General features: G+C 68.3%; 17 protein-coding genes. 12 read left to right on the top strand and 5 right to left on the bottom strand.

Going from position 1 to position 16,410, the window contains the following annotated elements; genetic code table 11:
* Positions 1 to 143: 143 nt before the first annotated feature.
* The 5 genes from gudD to A9977_RS06220 form a co-directional block, all read right to left on the bottom strand.
* Positions 144 to 1,469 (bottom strand): glucarate dehydratase, encoded by a 1,326-nt coding sequence (gudD, locus tag A9977_RS06200; protein WP_183023998.1) that lies wholly within the window; start codon positions 1,467 to 1,469, stop codon positions 144 to 146.
* Positions 1,466 to 1,918 carry a nuclear transport factor 2 family protein gene (locus A9977_RS06205; RefSeq protein WP_183023999.1) on the bottom strand — a complete coding sequence of 151 codons (453 nt, stop codon included), beginning with the start codon at positions 1,916 to 1,918 and terminating at the stop codon, positions 1,466 to 1,468. Before A9977_RS06205 ends, gudD begins: the two co-directional genes overlap by 4 nt.
* Positions 1,919 to 1,960: 42 nt before the next feature.
* Positions 1,961 to 2,872, bottom strand: a complete 912-nt coding sequence (gene kdgD, locus A9977_RS06210) for a 5-dehydro-4-deoxyglucarate dehydratase (protein WP_183024000.1) — start codon at positions 2,870 to 2,872, stop codon at positions 1,961 to 1,963.
* Between the two features lie 154 nt (positions 2,873 to 3,026).
* Positions 3,027 to 4,007, bottom strand: a complete 981-nt coding sequence (locus A9977_RS06215; protein ID WP_183024001.1) for a tripartite tricarboxylate transporter substrate binding protein — start codon at positions 4,005 to 4,007, stop codon at positions 3,027 to 3,029.
* A gap of 125 nt (positions 4,008 to 4,132) precedes the next feature.
* A complete protein-coding gene (locus A9977_RS06220; RefSeq protein ID WP_183024002.1) occupies positions 4,133 to 4,984 on the bottom strand; it encodes a FadR/GntR family transcriptional regulator in 852 nt (283 codons plus the stop codon).
* Positions 4,985 to 5,112: 128 nt separating this feature from the next.
* Between A9977_RS06220 and A9977_RS06225 the strand changes: the two genes are divergently transcribed.
* From A9977_RS06225 to A9977_RS06280, 12 genes are all read left to right on the top strand, one after another.
* Positions 5,113 to 5,862 (top strand): amino acid ABC transporter permease, encoded by a 750-nt coding sequence (locus tag A9977_RS06225; RefSeq protein ID WP_183024003.1) that lies wholly within the window; start codon positions 5,113 to 5,115, stop codon positions 5,860 to 5,862.
* Positions 5,863 to 5,920: 58 nt separating this feature from the next.
* Positions 5,921 to 6,565: an amino acid ABC transporter permease gene (locus A9977_RS06230; protein ID WP_310936097.1), complete on the top strand. Its 645-nt coding sequence runs from the start codon at positions 5,921 to 5,923 to the stop codon at positions 6,563 to 6,565.
* The gene (locus tag A9977_RS06235) at positions 6,549 to 7,367 is read left to right on the top strand and encodes an amino acid ABC transporter ATP-binding protein (protein WP_183024005.1); all 819 of its coding nucleotides are present in this window, start codon (positions 6,549 to 6,551) and stop codon (positions 7,365 to 7,367) included. The genes A9977_RS06230 and A9977_RS06235 overlap by 17 nt, the downstream gene beginning before the upstream one ends.
* A 52-nt stretch (positions 7,368 to 7,419) precedes the next feature.
* Positions 7,420 to 8,217 carry a transporter substrate-binding domain-containing protein gene (locus A9977_RS06240; protein ID WP_183024006.1) on the top strand — a complete coding sequence of 266 codons (798 nt, stop codon included), beginning with the start codon at positions 7,420 to 7,422 and terminating at the stop codon, positions 8,215 to 8,217.
* A 13-nt stretch (positions 8,218 to 8,230) separates the two neighbouring features.
* On the top strand, positions 8,231 to 9,031 hold the full coding sequence (locus tag A9977_RS06245) for an NAD(P)-dependent oxidoreductase (protein ID WP_183024007.1): 801 nt from the start codon (positions 8,231 to 8,233) through the stop codon (positions 9,029 to 9,031).
* A gap of 152 nt (positions 9,032 to 9,183) precedes the next feature.
* Positions 9,184 to 10,089 carry an SMP-30/gluconolactonase/LRE family protein gene (locus A9977_RS06250; RefSeq protein WP_183024008.1) on the top strand — a complete coding sequence of 302 codons (906 nt, stop codon included), beginning with the start codon at positions 9,184 to 9,186 and terminating at the stop codon, positions 10,087 to 10,089.
* A 48-nt stretch (positions 10,090 to 10,137) separates the two neighbouring features.
* On the top strand, positions 10,138 to 11,115 hold the full coding sequence (locus A9977_RS06255) for a TRAP transporter substrate-binding protein (RefSeq protein WP_183024009.1): 978 nt from the start codon (positions 10,138 to 10,140) through the stop codon (positions 11,113 to 11,115).
* Between the two features lie 114 nt (positions 11,116 to 11,229).
* Complete coding sequence (locus A9977_RS06260; protein WP_183024010.1) at positions 11,230 to 11,718, top strand: TRAP transporter small permease; 489 nt, start codon at positions 11,230 to 11,232, stop codon at positions 11,716 to 11,718.
* Between the two features lie 4 nt (positions 11,719 to 11,722).
* Positions 11,723 to 13,018, top strand: coding sequence for a TRAP transporter large permease (locus A9977_RS06265; RefSeq protein ID WP_183024011.1), 1,296 nt, complete (start codon positions 11,723 to 11,725; stop codon positions 13,016 to 13,018).
* A 20-nt stretch (positions 13,019 to 13,038) separates the two neighbouring features.
* Positions 13,039 to 14,589, top strand: a complete 1,551-nt coding sequence (gene garD, locus A9977_RS06270; protein ID WP_183024142.1) for a galactarate dehydratase — start codon at positions 13,039 to 13,041, stop codon at positions 14,587 to 14,589.
* Between the two features lie 18 nt (positions 14,590 to 14,607).
* Positions 14,608 to 15,372 carry an SDR family NAD(P)-dependent oxidoreductase gene (locus A9977_RS06275; RefSeq protein ID WP_183024012.1) on the top strand — a complete coding sequence of 255 codons (765 nt, stop codon included), beginning with the start codon at positions 14,608 to 14,610 and terminating at the stop codon, positions 15,370 to 15,372.
* A gap of 44 nt (positions 15,373 to 15,416) precedes the next feature.
* Positions 15,417 to 16,397, top strand: a complete 981-nt coding sequence (locus A9977_RS06280) for a tripartite tricarboxylate transporter substrate binding protein (protein WP_183024013.1) — start codon at positions 15,417 to 15,419, stop codon at positions 16,395 to 16,397.
* The last annotated feature ends 13 nt before the right edge of the window (positions 16,398 to 16,410 follow it).

Below are 16,410 nucleotides of genomic sequence, written 5' to 3' on the forward strand. Positions count from 1 at the left end.
GGGCGCTTCTGTTGTTACGCATCCGGGCCATCCAGGCCCCGGATTTGGCGCGGCACTACAACAATCGGCCCCTTTTGAACGCCAAAAAGCCCACGGCCTCTTGCGAAACCGTGGGCTCCTGGGCCCCAAGGGCGGCGCGGGCCTCAGCGCACCATGCAGGGCCGCTTGTTGTCGAAGCGCCAGCCCGGGACCAGGTACTGCATGGCCAGCGCATCGTCGCGCGCGCCCAGGCCGTGCTGCAGGTACAGCCGGTGCGCCTTCTCGACTTCGTCCATGTCGAGCTCCACGCCCAGGCCGCCCTGCTGCGGCACCTGCACGTAGCCGCCTTGGATCTGCAGCGGCGCCTTGGTGAGGCGCTGGCCGTCCTGCCAGATCCAGTGGGTGTCGATGGCCGTGACCTGGCCCGGCGCCGCCGCGGCCACGTGGGTGAACATCGCGAGCGAGACGTCGAAGTGGTTGTTCGAGTGCGAGCCCCAGGTCAGGCCCCAGGCCTGGCACAGCTGCGCCACGCGCACCGAGCCCTGCATCGTCCAGAAGTGCGGGTCGGCCAGCGGGATGTCGACCGACTGCAGCGACAGGCTGTGCACCATCTCGCGCCAGTCGGTGGCCACCATGTTGGTGGCGGTGGGCAGGCCGGTGGCGCGGCGGAACTCGGCCATCACCTCGCGGCCCGAGAACACGCCTTCGGCGCCGCAGGGGTCTTCGGCGTAGGCCATCACACCGTGCAGGTCGCGCGTGAGGCGGATCGCATCCTTCAACAGCCAGCCGCCGTTGGGGTCGAGCGTGACGCGCGCCTGCGGGAAGCGCGCGTGCAGCGCACGGATCGCCTCGACCTCCTCCTCGCCGCGCAGCACGCCGCCCTTGAGCTTGAAGTCGGTGAAGCCGTAGCGCGCATGGCTGGCCTCGGCCAGGCGCACGATGGCCTCGGGTGTCATGGCCTCTTCGTGGCGCAGGCGGAACCAGTCGTTGTCGGCCTCCGGTTCGCTGCGGTAGGCCAGGTCGGTCTTGGTGCGGTCGCCGACGTAGAACAGGTAGCCCAGCATCTGCACCGCGTCGCGCTGCTGGCCTTCGCCGAGCAGCGCCGCCACCGGCACCTCGAGGTGCTGGCCCAGCAGGTCGAGCAGCGCGGCTTCGGCCGCCGTGACCGCGTGGATCGCGACGCGCAGGTCGAAGGTCTGCGTGCCGCGCCCGCCGCTGTCGCGGTCGGCGAAGCGTGCGCGCATCGCATTGAGCACCGCGTTGTGGCGGCCGATGGGCTGGCCCACGATCAGGCCGCGCGCGTCTTCCAGCGTCTGGCGGATCTTCTCGCCGCCGGGCACCTCGCCCACGCCGGTGCGGCCCGCGCTGTCCTTCAGGATCAGCAGGTTGCGCGTGAAGAAGGGGCCGTGCGCGCCGCTCAGGTTCATGAGCATGCCGTCGTGGCCGGCCACCGGCACCACGCGCAACTCGGTGACGACGGGGGTCGTCATTGCGGCGGCCTGACCGCCTGGCGCGCGAGCAGCTTCCAGCCGCCGCCCTGCTTCTGCCAGACCTGGAGGATCTTGATCGCGACCTTGCCCGGCTTGCCCCCGTCGAGGGTGTCGGCCGTGAGCGTGTGCCGCACGATCGCCGCATCGCCGGCCACCTTGACGCTCTGCTCGGTGATCGCGATGGTGACGAAGTCCGAGGCGCCGCTCATCAGGTCGGCGATGAAGCTGGCCTTGGTATCGACCTTGCCGCCCGAATGGCCGTAGCTCAGGTCCTCGGCCACCAGCGCGTCGAGCGCGGCGGGTGTGGGGTCGATCATGGCCACGCGCAGCTTCTCCGCGGCGGCGGCCACGGCCGGGGCATCGGTCGTGCCGCCGCCGGAGGTCAGGCCGGCACAGCCGGCCAATGCCACCGAGGCCGCGGCCATGAGGAAGGCTTTCTTCAACAGCATGCTTGTCTCCGTTCTTGTTCTGTCGGATCGTGCACCGGCTGCTTACTGCTTGCCGAGCTTGTCGATCAGGCTCTTCAAGATTTGCATCTCGTCGGGTTTCAGGTCCGTCAGCGGTGCGCGCACCGGGCCCGCATCGTGGCCCACGATCTTCGCGCCGGCCTTGACGATGCTCACCGCATAGCCCGGCACGCGGTTGCGCAGCTCGAGATAGGGCATGAAGAAGGTCTTGAGCAGGTGGTGCTGGGTCGGCAGGTCGTCGGCGGCGACGGCCTTGTAGAAGTCCATCGCGGTCTTCGGGATGAAGTTGAAGACGGCCGACGAATACACCGGCGTGCCCAGCGCCTTGTAGGCCGCGGCATAGACCTCGGCCGTGGGCAGGCCGCCCAGGTAGGCGAAGCGGTCGCCCATGCGCTGGTAGATCGCGACCATGGCCTCGATGTCGCCCACGCCGTCCTTGAAGCCCACCAGGTTCGGGTTGCGCTCGGCCAGGCCGGCCAGGGTCTCGGGCTTGAGGCGGCTGGTGGCGCGGTTGTAGACGATCACGCCGAACTTCACGCTCTTGCACACCGCTTCGACATGCGCCGCCAGGCCTTCCTGGCCGGCTTCGGTCAGGTAGTGCGGCAGCAGCAGGATGCCGTGCGCGCCGGCCTTCTCGGCCGCCTGCGCGCACTGGATCGCGAAGCGCGTCGGGCCGCCCGCGCCCGCGATGATCGGCACCACGCCGCGGCAGGTGTCGACCGCGGTCTGCACGATGCCCGGGTACTCGTCGCCGGTCAGCGAGAAGAATTCACCCGTGCCGCCGGCCGCGAACAGCGCGCTCGCGCCGTAGGGCGCCAGCCATTCGAGGCGCTTCTCGTAACCCTTCTTGTGGAAGTCGCCGTTGGCGTCGAAGTCGGTCAGCGGGAAGGAGAGCAGGCCGGAGCCCATGATGGATTTGAGTTCTTGGGGGTTCATCGAAGCACCATGAAGAAAAGTTGATGAGAGAAAAAAAGAAGAAGCCAACGCCTCTGTTCGTGAACAACCGCGGAACCGGCTCCGCCGGGCCGCTGGTTGTGCCCCCGGAGGGGGGAAGGCGCCCGTGACACGAAGTGCGCGAAGCCCTGGGGGGCTAGTCCAGCTTGATGTCGGCCGCCTTGACCACCGCCGCCCAGCGCGCCCGTTCCTTGTTGAAGAACTGCTCCTCCTCGGCCGGCGCCATGGTCACGACCTCGGCGCCCTGCCCGGCCAGCCGCGAGCGGATGTCGGCCGAGCGGATCACGGTGATCAGCTCCTTGTTGAGGCGCTGGATGATCGCGTCGGGCGTGCCCTTCGCGACCCGCACGCCCTGCCAGGTGCCCGACTCGTAGCCCGGCACGCCCTGCTCGGCGATGGTGGGCACGTCGCCGATCAGCGGCATGCGCGTGGCCTTGGACACCGCCAGCACCTTGAGCCGGCCGGCCTGCACCTGCGGCAAGGTGGCCAGCATGCCGTTCATCAGCACGTTGGTCTGGCCCGACACCGTGTCCTGCACCGCCTGCACGCCGCCCTTGTAGGGCACGTAGGTCCACTTGGCGCCGCTGGCGCGCTCGAGCGCCACGCCGGCCAGGTGCGGCGCGCTGCCGGTGGCCGTGACCGCGAAGTTGAGGTCGCTGGTCTTCGACAGCGCGACCAGTTCCTTGAGGTTGTTGGCCTTGACCGAGGGATGCACCACCAGCAGGTGCGGCGAATAGGCCAGCATGGTCACGCCGCGCAGGTCGGTCGAGGGGTCGAAGGACAGCCGGGTGTAGACCGAGGGGCTGATCGCGAGCGCGCCCACGTCGCACAGCAGCAGCGTGTAGCCGTCGGGCGCCGACTTGGCGACGAAGTCCGCGCCGAGGTTGCCGTTGGCGCCGGGCTTGTTCTCGACGATCACGCTCTGCTTCAGGGCCTCCGACAGCGGCTGGCTGATGGCGCGCGCAATGATGTCCGACGACCCGCCCGGCGGGTACGGCACGATGATCTTGATCGGCCTGGAAGGCCAGCCGGCCTGCGCGCTGGCGGCCAGGGGCAGGCCCAGGGAAAGTGCGGCAAGGGAGGCGGCGCCCAGCAGGCGGCGGCGATGGGAAAGCATGGTGGTCTGTCTCCTGTCGGTGAAATCTTCCCTGCACCGTGAACCGGCGAAGTGGTCAGTCATCGTACAACTTAAGAAATGACTTGTCCAGCCTTGTCCCGCACGATGCACGGGATCGCGCGGCCTCAGCCGCGCGCTGGTGGGGTGGCCGCCGCCGCGTCCTGCGCGGCGCGCTGCGCCGCTTCTTCCTGCGCGATGCGCAACCGCTCGCGGCTGTTGGTCAGGTGGATGCGCATCGCCGCCCGCGCCGACTCGGGGTCGCGCCGAGCGATGGCCGCGTAGATCTCTTCATGCTCGCGGTTGACGCGGCTCAGGTAGGCCCCGTTGCGGTCCAGCGTGCGGATGGCGTTGATGCGGGTGCGCGGGATGATCGTGGTGCCCAGGTGGCTCATGATGTCCGCGAAATAGGGGTTGCCGGTCGACTGTGCGATCTGCAGGTGGAAGCGGAAGTCCGGCGCCACGGTGTCGCCGGCCACCGCCACGTTGCGCTCGAAGTCGTCGAGCGCCTGGCGCATCACCTGCAACTGTTCCTCGGTGCGGCGGCTGGCGGCCAGGCCGGCGGATTCGGTCTCGAGGCTGATGCGCAATTCGAGCACCGCCAGCACGTCGACCGAGGTCGCGATGTCGCCCGCGTCGAGCCGGAACACGCTGCCCGCGCGCGGCTGCAGCACGAAGGTGCCGATGCCGTGGTGGGTCTCGACCAGGCCCGCGGCCTGCAGCTTCGACAGGGCCTCGCGCACCACGGTGCGGCTCACGCCGAAGCTTTGCATGATGGCCGACTCGGTCGGCAGCTTGTCGCCCGGGCGCAGCAGCTGGCTGCGGATCTTCTCGCTCAGGTCTTCCACCAGCCCGTGCGCCAGGCTGCGGCCGCGCTGGCGCGGACGGCCCGCGAAAGCAGCCCCCGCCGCAGCCCCGCCGGCACCGACGTCCGGCGGCGCGTCTGACGCCAAGGGATTACCCGCAATCGACTGAACCATGGTCACGATGATAATCGACAAGCAGGTTGTACGACAACAGATGACATACCACCCAGACCTCCTCGGAAACCGCGTCACGGGGCGTCCAAGCCTCTGAGGAGGCTCGGCAGTTCCGCTCCGGCACTCACATGAAGTATTCGCTCGACTTCGCTCCCCTGGCCCCCTATTGGCCGGTCTTCGTCAACGGCGCCTGGCTCACGCTCAAGATGACCGCGCTGGCGGTGCTCATCGGCGTCGCCATCGGCACGCTGGTGGCCTTCGCCAAGCGCAGCCGGATCAAGCCGCTGGCCCGCGTCTGCAGCCTCTACATCGAGATCGTGCGCAACACGCCCTTCCTGGTGCAGATCTTCCTGCTGTACTTCGGCCTGGCCAGCTTCGGCGTGCGCATGCCCACCTTCGCGGCCGCCGTGCTCGCGATGGTGATCAACATCGCGGCCTATGCGGCCGAGATCATTCGGGCCGGCCTGGAGTCGGTGCCGCGCGGACAGATCGAGGCTGCCGAATGCCTGGGCCTGTCCAAATGGCGCATCGGCTGGCACGTGATGCTGCAGCCCTCGATCGAGAAGGTCTACCCCGCCCTCACGAGCCAGTTCCTGCTGATGATGCAGGCCTCGGCCATGGCCTCGCAGATCTCGGCCGAGGAGCTCACGGCCATCGCCAACACCGTGCAGTCGGACACCTTCCGCTCGCTCGAGACCTACATCGTGGTCGCGGCGCTGTACCTGGTGCTGTCGCTGTTCATCAAGCTCGTGACCTGGGCGCTGGGCGAGTACCTGTTCCGCCGCCGCCGCGTGGTGCGCCGCGCGGCCGCGCAGGCGGGCAAGTTCCAGCCAGCGGGCTCGACGGCCACCGTCGCCGTGCATGGGGGGGCTGCATGAGCGCCGCACGGCCGCCCGAAGGCGCTTGCACCGCAGCGCGAAGCGCGGAGGTGCGCCCGTGAACTTCGGCAGCTTCACCTTCACGCACCTGCTCTACCTGGTGCAGGCCATCGGCTGGACGCTGGTGCTCTCGGCGCTGGCCTTCGCGCTCGGCGCGATCGGCGGCTTCGGCCTGATGCTCGCGCGCATCTCGCCGCGGGCCTGGCTGCGCTGGTCCGCACTGATCTACATCGAATGCATCCAGGGCATCCCGCTGCTGATCCTGCTGTTCATCGTGTACTTCGGCCTGTCGGTCTACGGGCTCTCGCTGCCTTCGCTGGTGGCGGCCGGGCTGGCGATGATGATCTACGTGAGCGCCTACCTGGGCGACATCTGGCGCGGCTGCATCGAGGCCATGCCCAAGCCGCAGTGGGAAGCCTCCGAATGCCTGGCCTTCTCGCGCTGGCAGACGCTGCGCCTGGTGATCATCCCGCAGGCCGTGCGCCTGTCGCTGCCGCCCACCGTCGGCTTCCTGGTGCAGATCATCAAGATGACCTCGCTGGCCTCGGTGATCGGCTTCGTCGAGCTCACGCGCGCCGGCCAGATCATCAACAACACCATCTTCCAGCCCTTCCTGGTCGGTGCCTTCTATTTTGCCCTGTGCTATCCGCTGTCGCGCTGGAGCGAAGCGATGGAGAAGAAACTCAATGTCGCCAATCGATAAACCGTCGCCGGCCCGCGCCCAGGTCGACCTCGCCGCCCCCGCGGGCGGCAGCCATGCCCACGACGCGGCCCGCGGCGCGCCCATCGTCAAGCTGGACCAGGTCTACAAGAGCTTCGGCGCCAACCAGGTGCTCAAGGGCGTGTCCTTCGAGGTCGCCAAGGGCGAGATGATCGCCATCATCGGCGCCAGCGGCTCGGGCAAGAGCACGGCGCTGCGCTGCATCGACCGGCTCGAGGTCATCGACCAGGGCAGCATCGAGGTCTGCGGCATTCGCGTCGACAGCCCGAGCGTCGACCTGAAGAAGCTGCGGCTCGAAGTGGGCATCGTGTTCCAGAGCTACAACCTCTTCCCCCACCTCTCGGTGCAGGAGAACATCATGCTGGCGCTGCGCCACGTGAAGCAGCAGTCGCGCAGCGAAGCGCGCGAAGTCGCCCTGCGCGTGCTCGAGCAGGTGGGCCTGGTGGAAAAGGCCGACGCCTACCCCGAACAGCTCTCCGGCGGCCAGCAGCAGCGCGTGGCCATCGCGCGTTCGCTCGCGATGTCGCCCAAGGTCATGCTGTTCGACGAGGTCACCTCGGCGCTCGATCCGCAGCTCACCGGCGAGGTGCTGCGCGTGATGGAAGACCTTGCGGCCGGCGGCATGACCATGCTGCTGGTCACGCACGAGATGGCCTTCGCCAAGCGCGTGGCCGACCGGATCATCTACATGCACAAGGGCACGGTGTGGGAGACCGGCACCGGCGAGATGCTCGACGCGCCCAGAACGCCGGAGCTGCATGCCTTCCTGAACAACGGGCTGTGAACAGGCAGCCCGGTTCATTTCATTTCCTCCCCATCCATTCCAGGAGACTTTCATGACACTCGGCACCCTCTTCACCCGCAGCTGCATCGCACTGGCCCTCGCCGGCGGCCTCGCGCAGGCCGCCATGGCCGACCAGCTCGACGACATCAAGAAGGCCGGTACGATCCGCGTGGCCATCGCCATCGGCACGCCGCTGTTCAGCTACACCGACGCCAACATGCAGCCGACCGGCTCCGACGTCGACACCGCCACCGAGCTCGCCAAGGACCTGGGCGTCAAGCTGCAGATCGTGCCGATCAACACCGCGGCACGCATCCCGACGCTGCAGGCGCAACGCGCCGACGTGGTCATCTCCAGCCTCTCGATCACCGAGGAGCGCGCCAAGGTGGTGGACTTCTCGATCCCCTACTCGGCCATCACCATCATGGTGGCCGCACCCAAGGACATGAAGATCGCCAGCTACGCCGACCTGAGCGGCAAGCGCATCGGCCTCACGCGCGCCACCACCAACGACACCATCACCACCCGCGAAGCCAAGGGCGCGGAGATCATGCGCTACGAGGAAGACGCGACGCTGATCACCTCGGTGGTGACCGGCCAGGTCGACATCTTCTCGAGCACGCCCTCGAACATGGGCGAGGTCAACAAGCGCGCGCCGGGCAAGAACTACGAGATGAAGTTCTCGCAGCTCGATTCGGGCCTGGGCATCACGATGAACAAGGGCAACCCCAAGCTCAAGGAATGGGTCGACGGCTGGGTCGCGGCCAACATCAAGAACGGCAAGCTCAACACCATCTACAAGAAGTACCACGGTCGCGACCTGCCGGCCACGGTGTTCAAGCCCGCCTGAGGACCCAGCGACCATGGCAAAGGAACTGGGTCGGCTGCTGTTGACCGGCGCCGCCGGCGGGCTGGGCAAAGTGCTGCGCGAATCGCTCAAGCCCTCGGCCGCGGTGCTGCGGCTGTCCGACATCGCGGGCATGGCGCCGGCAAGCGGCGAGAACGAAGAGGTCGTGCCCTGCGACCTGGCGGACAAGGCGGCGGTCGATGCGCTGGTGCGGGGCTGCGACGCCATCGCCCACTTCGGCGGCGTGTCGGTCGAGCGGCCCTTCGAGGAAGTGCTCGAGGCCAACATCAAGGGCACCTTCCACCTCTACGAAGCCGCGCGCCGCCACGGCGTGAAGCGCGTGGTGTTCGCGAGCTCGAACCACGTGATCGGCTTCTACCGCCAGGACGAGCCGCTCGATGCGCACGTCGCGCGCCGGCCCGACGGCTACTACGGCCTGTCGAAATCCTTCGGCGAGGACCTGGCGCAGTTCTACTTCGACCGCTGGGGCATCGAGACCGTGAGCATCCGCATCGGCTCCTCCTTTCCCGCGCCGCTCAACCGCCGCATGATGAGCACCTGGCTCAGCTACCGCGACCTGACGACGCTGATCGAGAAGTCACTGTTCACGCCCGACGTGAAGCACACCGTGGTCTACGGCATGTCGGCCAACCGCGACCTGTGGTGGGACAACGCTGCGGCCGCGCACCTGGGCTTCGTCCCGCAGGACGGCTCGGAGGTCTTTCGGGCGCAGGTCGAGGCGCAGCCGCCTGTGGCGCCCAACGACCCGAACGCGATCTACCAGGGCGGTGCGTTCACCGCCCAGGGCCCTTTCTGAAATGACCACCCCCAGGCTCCGCGCACTGCGTGTCGCTCCTCCCTCCCCCTTCGAGGGGGCCACACCAGCGGCCCGGCAAAGCCGGTTCCGCGGTGTGTCTGGAAGGGGCATTTCCCTCGGCAACCCAGCGGGCCACTGCCCGCACTGATCTCATGGCCAACGCCGCCGAACTCGTCCTCGACGCACGCAATGCCACGGGCGAAAGCCCCGTCTGGCATACCGCGGAACAAGCGCTCTACTGGGTCGACATCCCGGCCAGGCAACTGCATCGCCTCGACCCCGGCAGCGGCGCCCACAGCAGCTGGACCGGCGACGAGATGCTGGCCTGCATCGCGCCGCGCGCCGGCCATCCGGGCCAGTGGATCGCGGGCATGGAGAGCGGCCTGTTCGCCATCGCCACGCGGGACGACGGCACGCTGGCCACCACGCCGCTGGCCCACGCGGTGCACGCCGCGCACGGCATGCGCTTCAACGACGGCCGTTGCGACCGCCAGGGCCGCTTCTGGGCCGGCACGATGCTGATGGACATGGCGGCCGGCCGCAGCGTCGGCCGCGTCTACCGCTACCAGAGCGACGTCAACGCCGAAGCCGCGCTGCGGCTGCAGATCGACGAGCTGATCGTGCCCAACGGCCTGGGCTTCAGCCCCGACGGCCGCACGATGTACCTGTCCGACTCGCACCCCTCGGTGCAGGCGATCTGGGCCTTCGACTACGACCCCGACACCGGCACGCCGCACCACCGCCGCCTGTTCGTCGACATGAAGCCCCTGCCCGGCCGGCCCGACGGCGCGGCCGTCGACGCCGACGGCTGCTACTGGATCTGCGGCAACGACGCCGGGCTGGTGCACCGCTTCACGCCCGCCGGCAGGCTCGACCGTTCGCTCGCCGTGCCGGTGAAGAAGCCCGCGATGTGCGCCTTCGGCGGCGCCGGGCTCGACACGCTCTACGTCACCTCGATCCGCCCCGGCGGCGACGTGGCCGACCAGCCACTGGCCGGCGGCGTGTTCGCGCTGCGCCCCGGCGTGCGCGGCCTGCCCGAGCCGGCCTGCGCCTTCTAGCAGCCCACCCGTTTTTCGATCCCACCAACGAGAGCAAGAGGAAGACAAATGACCATCCGACGCACATTGATCGCGCTCGCCGCCTGTGCCGGCGCAGCGCTCATCGGCAGCGGTGCACACGCCACCGAGTTCCGCTCGGCCGATATCCACCCCGACGACTATCCGACCGTGACCGCGGTCAAGTTCATGAGCGAGCGCCTCAAGGCGCTGTCGGGCGGCAAGCACAGCATCAAGGTCTACAACAACAGTTCGCTCGGCAACGAGAAAGACACCATCGAGCAGACCAAGATCGGCGCGCTGCAGATGGTGCGCGTGAACATCGCCCCGATGAACAACATCTGCGCCGAGACGCAGGTGCCGACCATGCCCTTCCTGTTCCGCTCGGTCGACCACCTGCACAAAGTGCTCGACGGCCCGATCGGCGAGGAGATCTTGAAGAGCTGCGAGAAGCAGGGCTTCATTGGCCTGGCCTACTACGACAGCGGCGCGCGCTCGATGTTCACCGCCAAGAAGCCGGTGCGCAGCTTCGCCGACATGAAGGGCCTGAAGGTGCGCGTGCAGCAGTCGGACCTGTGGGTCTCGATGCTCGAGGCCATGGGCGCCAACGCCACCCCGATGCCCATGGGCGAGGTCTACACCGGCCTCAAGACCGGCCTGATCGACGCCGCCGAGAACAACTATCCCACCTACGAGAGCGCGCGCGCCTTCGAGGTCGCCAAGTACTACAGCAAGACCGAGCACTCGATGGCGCCCGAGATGCTGCTGTTCTCCAAGCGCGTGTGGGACAAGCTCACGCCGCAGGAGCAGGGCTGGATCCGCCAGGCCGCCAAGGAGTCGGTGCCCTACATGCGCAAGCAGTGGGAAGAGCGCGAGATCAAGTCGCTGGCCACGGTGAAGGCCGGCGGCGCGGAGATCATCGACGTGGACAAGGCGCCGTTCCAGGCCGCGATGAAGCCGGTGTACGACAAGTTCATCACCGACGCGAAGTTGAAGGACCTCGTGAAGCGGGTGCAGGACACGAAGTAGCACCTCGCTCCTTCCCCTCCGGGGGAAGGTCGGGACGGGGGCCTCGCAGCGTGCCGCGGGCCCCCACCCCTGCCCTCCCCCAGCGGGGGCGGGCGCAAGACAAAGAACAAAACCATGTACACCAAGATTTGCCGCACGCTCGCGCGTGCCTGCATGTGGCTGGGCATCGTCGGTCTCGTCGCGGTGATCTGCGCCGTGAGCTGGCAGGTGTTCGGCCGCTACGTCATGAACAACACGCCCACCTGGGCCGAGAGCCTGGCACTGCTGCTGGTGCTCTACGTCACGATGTTCGGCGTGGCCGTCGGCGTGCGCGACGCGGGCCACATCGGGCTCGAGTCCTTCCTCGTGCTCGCGCCCGACTGGCTGCGCCTGAAGATGGAATACCTGATCCACGCGCTGGTGCTGGTCTTCGGCGCCGCCATGGCCTGGAACTGCGCCTCGCTGGCCGAATCGGTGTGGGATTACCGACTGCCCACGCTGTGGATCTCCGAAGGCTGGAAGTACGTGCCGGCCGCGATCTCCGGCGTGCTGATCGTGATGTTCTCGATCGAACACATCATCGCGCTCGCCCAGGGCCGCGAAGTCGAACCTGCATGGGGCTGACCGCATGACCATCCCTCTGCTGATTCTCTGCATCTCCTTCACGCTGTTCCTGCTGCTGGGCGTGCCGGTCGCGTTCTCGATCGGGCTCTCGGCCCTGGCCACGCTGGCCTACGAAGGCCTGCCGCTCGCGGTGGGCTTCCAGCAGATGACCTCGGGCATGGGCATCTTCTCCTTCCTGGCGATCCCCTTCTTCATCTTCGCCGGCGAGCTGATGCTGTACGGCGGCATCGCCGACCGCATCGTCGACTTCGCGCGCAACCTGGTGGGCCATGTGCGCGGCGGGCTGGGCATGTCGAACGTGGTGGCCTGCACGCTGTTCGGCGGCGTCTCGGGCTCGCCGGTGGCCGACGTCTCGGCCATGGGCGCGGTGATGATCCCGATGATGAAGAAGGAGGGCTACCACGCCGACTACGCGGTCAACGTGACCACGCACGCGGCCCTGGTCGGCGCGCTGATGCCCACCAGCCACAACCTGATCATCTATTCGCTGGCGGCCGGCGGCAAGGTGTCGATCGCGGCGCTGATCCTCGCGGCGCTGCTGCCCGCGGTGATCCTCACGCTGAGCAACCTGGCGGCCGCCTACCTGGTGGCGGTCAAGCGCGGCTACCCCAAGGGCACCTTCCCGGGCTGGGCCATCGTGGCGCGTTCCTTCGCGGCGGCGCTGCCGGGGCTGTTCATCGTGGTGCTGATCCTGGGCGGCATCCTCTCGGGCATCTTCACCGCCACCGAATCGGCCGCGGTGGCCGTGCTCTACGCGCTGGCGCTGACCATCCTGCTGTACCGCACGCTCAAGTGGGAGCACTTCATCAAGGCCGCCTCGAAGGCGGTGCGCACCACCGGCGTGATCCTGCTGCTGATCGGCATCTCGAGCACCTTCGGCTACCTGATCAGCCTCTACGGCGTGGCCGAACTCACCGGCCAGATGCTGTCGCAGATCACCAGCACGCCCTGGGTCATCTTCCTGATGATCAACGTGATCCTGTTCGTGCTGGGCACCTTCCTCGACATGGCCGCGACCATCCTGCTGTGCACGCCGATCTTCCTGCCGATCGCGCAGCAGTACGGCATGACCTCGGTGCAGTTCGGCATCGTGATGCTGATCAACTGCGCGCTGGGCCTGAACACACCGCCCGTGGGCACCACCCAGTTCGTGGGCTGCGCGATCGGCGGCGTGTCGGTGGGCACGGTGATGCGCACCATCTGGCCCTTCTACGGCGCGCTGATCTTCGCGCTCGGCGTGGTGACCTTCGTGCCGGCCTTCTCCACCTGGCTCCCGAGCCTGTTCATGGTGGTCAAGTGAAGCCGCCCCTGTCCATCCAGATGCACGAACGCGACAACGTCGCGATCGTGGCCAACGACGGCGGCCTGCCGGCGGGCACGGTGTTCGCGTCGGGCCTGGTGCTGGTCGACAAGGTGCCGCAGGCGCACAAGGTCGCGCTCGAGGACATCCCCGAAGGCGGCGTGGTGCGGCGCTACGACGTGCCCATCGGCTATGCCTTGAAGCCCATCCCCGCGGGCAGCTGGGTGCACGAGCGGCTGCTGCGGATGCCCGAGGCGCGCTCGCTCGAGGGCCTGCCCATCGCCACCGTGGCGGCGCCGGCGATGCCGCCACTGGAGGGCTACAGCTTCGAGGGCTACCGCAACCCCGACGGCTCGGTCGGCACGCGCAACCTGCTGGCCATCACGCAGACCGTGCAGTGCGTGGCCGGCGTGGTCGACTTCGCGGTGCAGCGCATCCGCGCCGAGCTGCTGCCGAAGTACCCCAACGTCGACGGCGTGGTGGGCCTGGCGCACGGCTACGGCTGCGGCGTGGCGATCGACGCGCCCGACGCGATCATTCCGATCCGCACGCTGCGCAACATCAGCCTCAACCCCAACTTCGGCGGCGAGGTGATGGTGATCAGCCTGGGCTGCGAGAAGCTGCAGCCCGAGCGCCTGATGCCGCCCGGCACCATCCCGCTGATCGACGAGCGCAACGTGGCCGACGTGGGCAACAGCGCCGACGCCAAGCTCGACGTGCTGTGCCTGCAGGACGAGGCGCACGTGGGCTTCATGTCGATGGTCGATGCGATCCTGCGCCAGGCCGAGGAACACCTCGAACGCCTCGACGCCCGCCGGCGCGAGACCGTGCCCGCGAGCGAGCTGGTGGTGGGCGTGCAGTGCGGCGGCAGCGACGCTTTTTCAGGCGTGACCGCCAACCCGGCCGTCGGTTTCTGCACCGACCTGCTGGTGCGCGCGGGCGCGACCGTGATGTTCTCGGAAGTGACCGAGGTGCGCGACGGCATCGACCAGCTGACCTCGCGCGCCAGCACGCCCGCGGTGGCCGAGGCGATGATCCGCGAGATGGCCTGGTACGACGCCTACCTCGACAAGGGCCGGGTCGACCGCAGCGCCAACACCACGCCGGGCAACAAGAAGGGCGGGCTGTCGAACATCGTCGAGAAGGCCATGGGCTCGATCGTCAAGAGCGGCAGCGCGCCGATCTCGGGCGTGGTGCCGCCGGGCGAGAAGGCCCGGCAGAAGGGGCTGCTCTATGCGGCCACGCCCGCCAGCGACTTCATCTGCGGCACGCTGCAGCTGGCCGCGGGCATGAACCTGCATGTGTTCACCACCGGCCGCGGCACGCCCTACGGCCTGGCCGAGGTGCCGGTGATCAAGGTCGCGACGCGCAGCGACCTGGCGCGCCGCTGGCACGACCTGATGGACATCAACGCCGGCCGCATCGCCGACGGCGAGGCCAGCATCGAGGACGTGGGCTGGGAGATGTTCCGGCTGATGCTCGACGTGGCCAGCGGCCGGAAGAAGACCTGGGCCGAGCACTGGAAATTGCACAACGCATTGGTGCTCTTCAACCCCGCACCCGTGACCTGAATTCACAAGGAAGAAAAGATGGAAGACCTTCAAGGCAAGACCGCCCTCGTCACCGGCGCCAGCACCGGCATCGGTGCCGCCGTGGCCATCGCCTACGGCGCGCGCGGCATGCGCGTGGCCGTGCATTACAACCAGTCGGCCGGGCCGGCACAGGCGGTGGTCGACACCATCGTCCGGGCCGGCGGCGAGGCCTTCGCGATCCAGGGCGACGTGCGCGACTCGGCCGCCATCGCCCGCGTGGTGCGCGACACGCACGCGCGGCTGGGCGGCATCGACGTGCTGGTGAACAACGCCGGGAGCCTGGTGAAACGCGCGCCCATCGCCGAGTTCGACGACGCGCTGTTCGACGAGGTGCTGCACATCAACGCGCGCTCGGTGCTGGCCTTCTGCCGCGAGGTGGTGCCGCTGATGCGCACGCGCGGCCAGGGCGGCAGCATCGTCAACGTATCCTCGGTCGCGGCGCGCACCGGCGGCGGGCCGGGCGCCTACCTCTATGCGGGCGCCAAGGGCTTCGTGAGCACCGCCACGCACGGCCTGGCCAAGGAACTCGCCCCGGACCACATCCGCGTCAACGCGGTCGCCCCGGGCGTGATCCAGACGCCCTTCCAGGACCGCTTCTCCACGCCCGCGATCCTCGAGTCCTTCAAGGCCGGCATCCCGATGGGCCGCATCGGCGAACCCGACGACTGCACCGGTGCCTTCCTCTACCTCGCCTCGGCGCAGCTCTCGGGCTACGTGACGGGCCAGGTCCTCGAGGTCAACGGCGGGCAGTACATGCCCTGAGGCACACCGTTTTTTTTCCTCATTCCAACAGCAGAGACAGACCCATGACAGCCCTTCCCTTCCTGCGCCGCATCGCCGCGCTGTCCGCCCTCGCCGCCCTGGCCTTGGGCGCCGCCGCGCCGGCCGTGGCTCAGGCCCCCAAGTTCCCGACCCGCACCATCGAGTTGCTGGTGCCCTACCAGCCCGGCGGCGGCACCGACGGCTTGGCACGCGCCTTCGCCGACGCGAGCCGCAAGCACATCGACCAGAGCATCGTGATCGTCAACCGGCCCGGCGCCGGCGGCGCGATCGGCTGGACCGAAGTCATCAACGCCCGGCCCGACGGCTACAAGCTGGCGGTGCTCACGGTCGAGCTGCTCACGCTGCCGCACCTGGGCCTGGCCAAGTTCAATTACGACGACTTCCAGCCCATCGCGCAGCTCAACGCCGACCCGGCCGCGATCACGGTGAAGTCCGATGCGCCCTGGAACACGGTGGAGGAATTCCTGGCCGACGCCAAGAAGGCGCCCGAGAGCATCCGCGTGGGCAACTCCGGCAACGGCTCGATCTGGCACCTGGCCGCGGCCGCGCTGGAGGACAAGACCGGCACCAAGTTCAACCACATCCCGTTCCAGGGCGCGGCGCCCGCGGTGCTGGCGCTGCTGGGCGGCCACATCGAGGCCGTGGCCGTGAGCCCGGCCGAGGTCACGACGCATGTGCAGGGCGGCAAGCTCAAAGTGCTGATGGTGATGGCCGACCAGCGCGTCAAGGGCTTCGAGAAGGTGCCGACCGCCAAGGAACGCGGCATCGACCTGTCGATCGGCACCTGGCGCGGCCTCGGCGCGCCCAAGAACACGCCGCCCGAAGTGATGGCGCGGCTGCGCGAGATCGCCGCCAAGACCGCCGCCGAGCCGCTGATGCACGAGGTGATGGACAAGCAGAACCTGGGCTACGTCTACACCGACGGCGCGGTGTTCAAGGAGACGCTGGCCAAGGACAACACCTACTTCAAGGGCCTGATCACCAAGCTCAACCTGAAACCCTGACCGGCTCCACGCA

It is taken from the genome of Variovorax sp. UMC13, from assembly GCF_014170375.1.
GTDB lineage: Bacteria > Pseudomonadota > Gammaproteobacteria > Burkholderiales > Burkholderiaceae_C > Variovorax.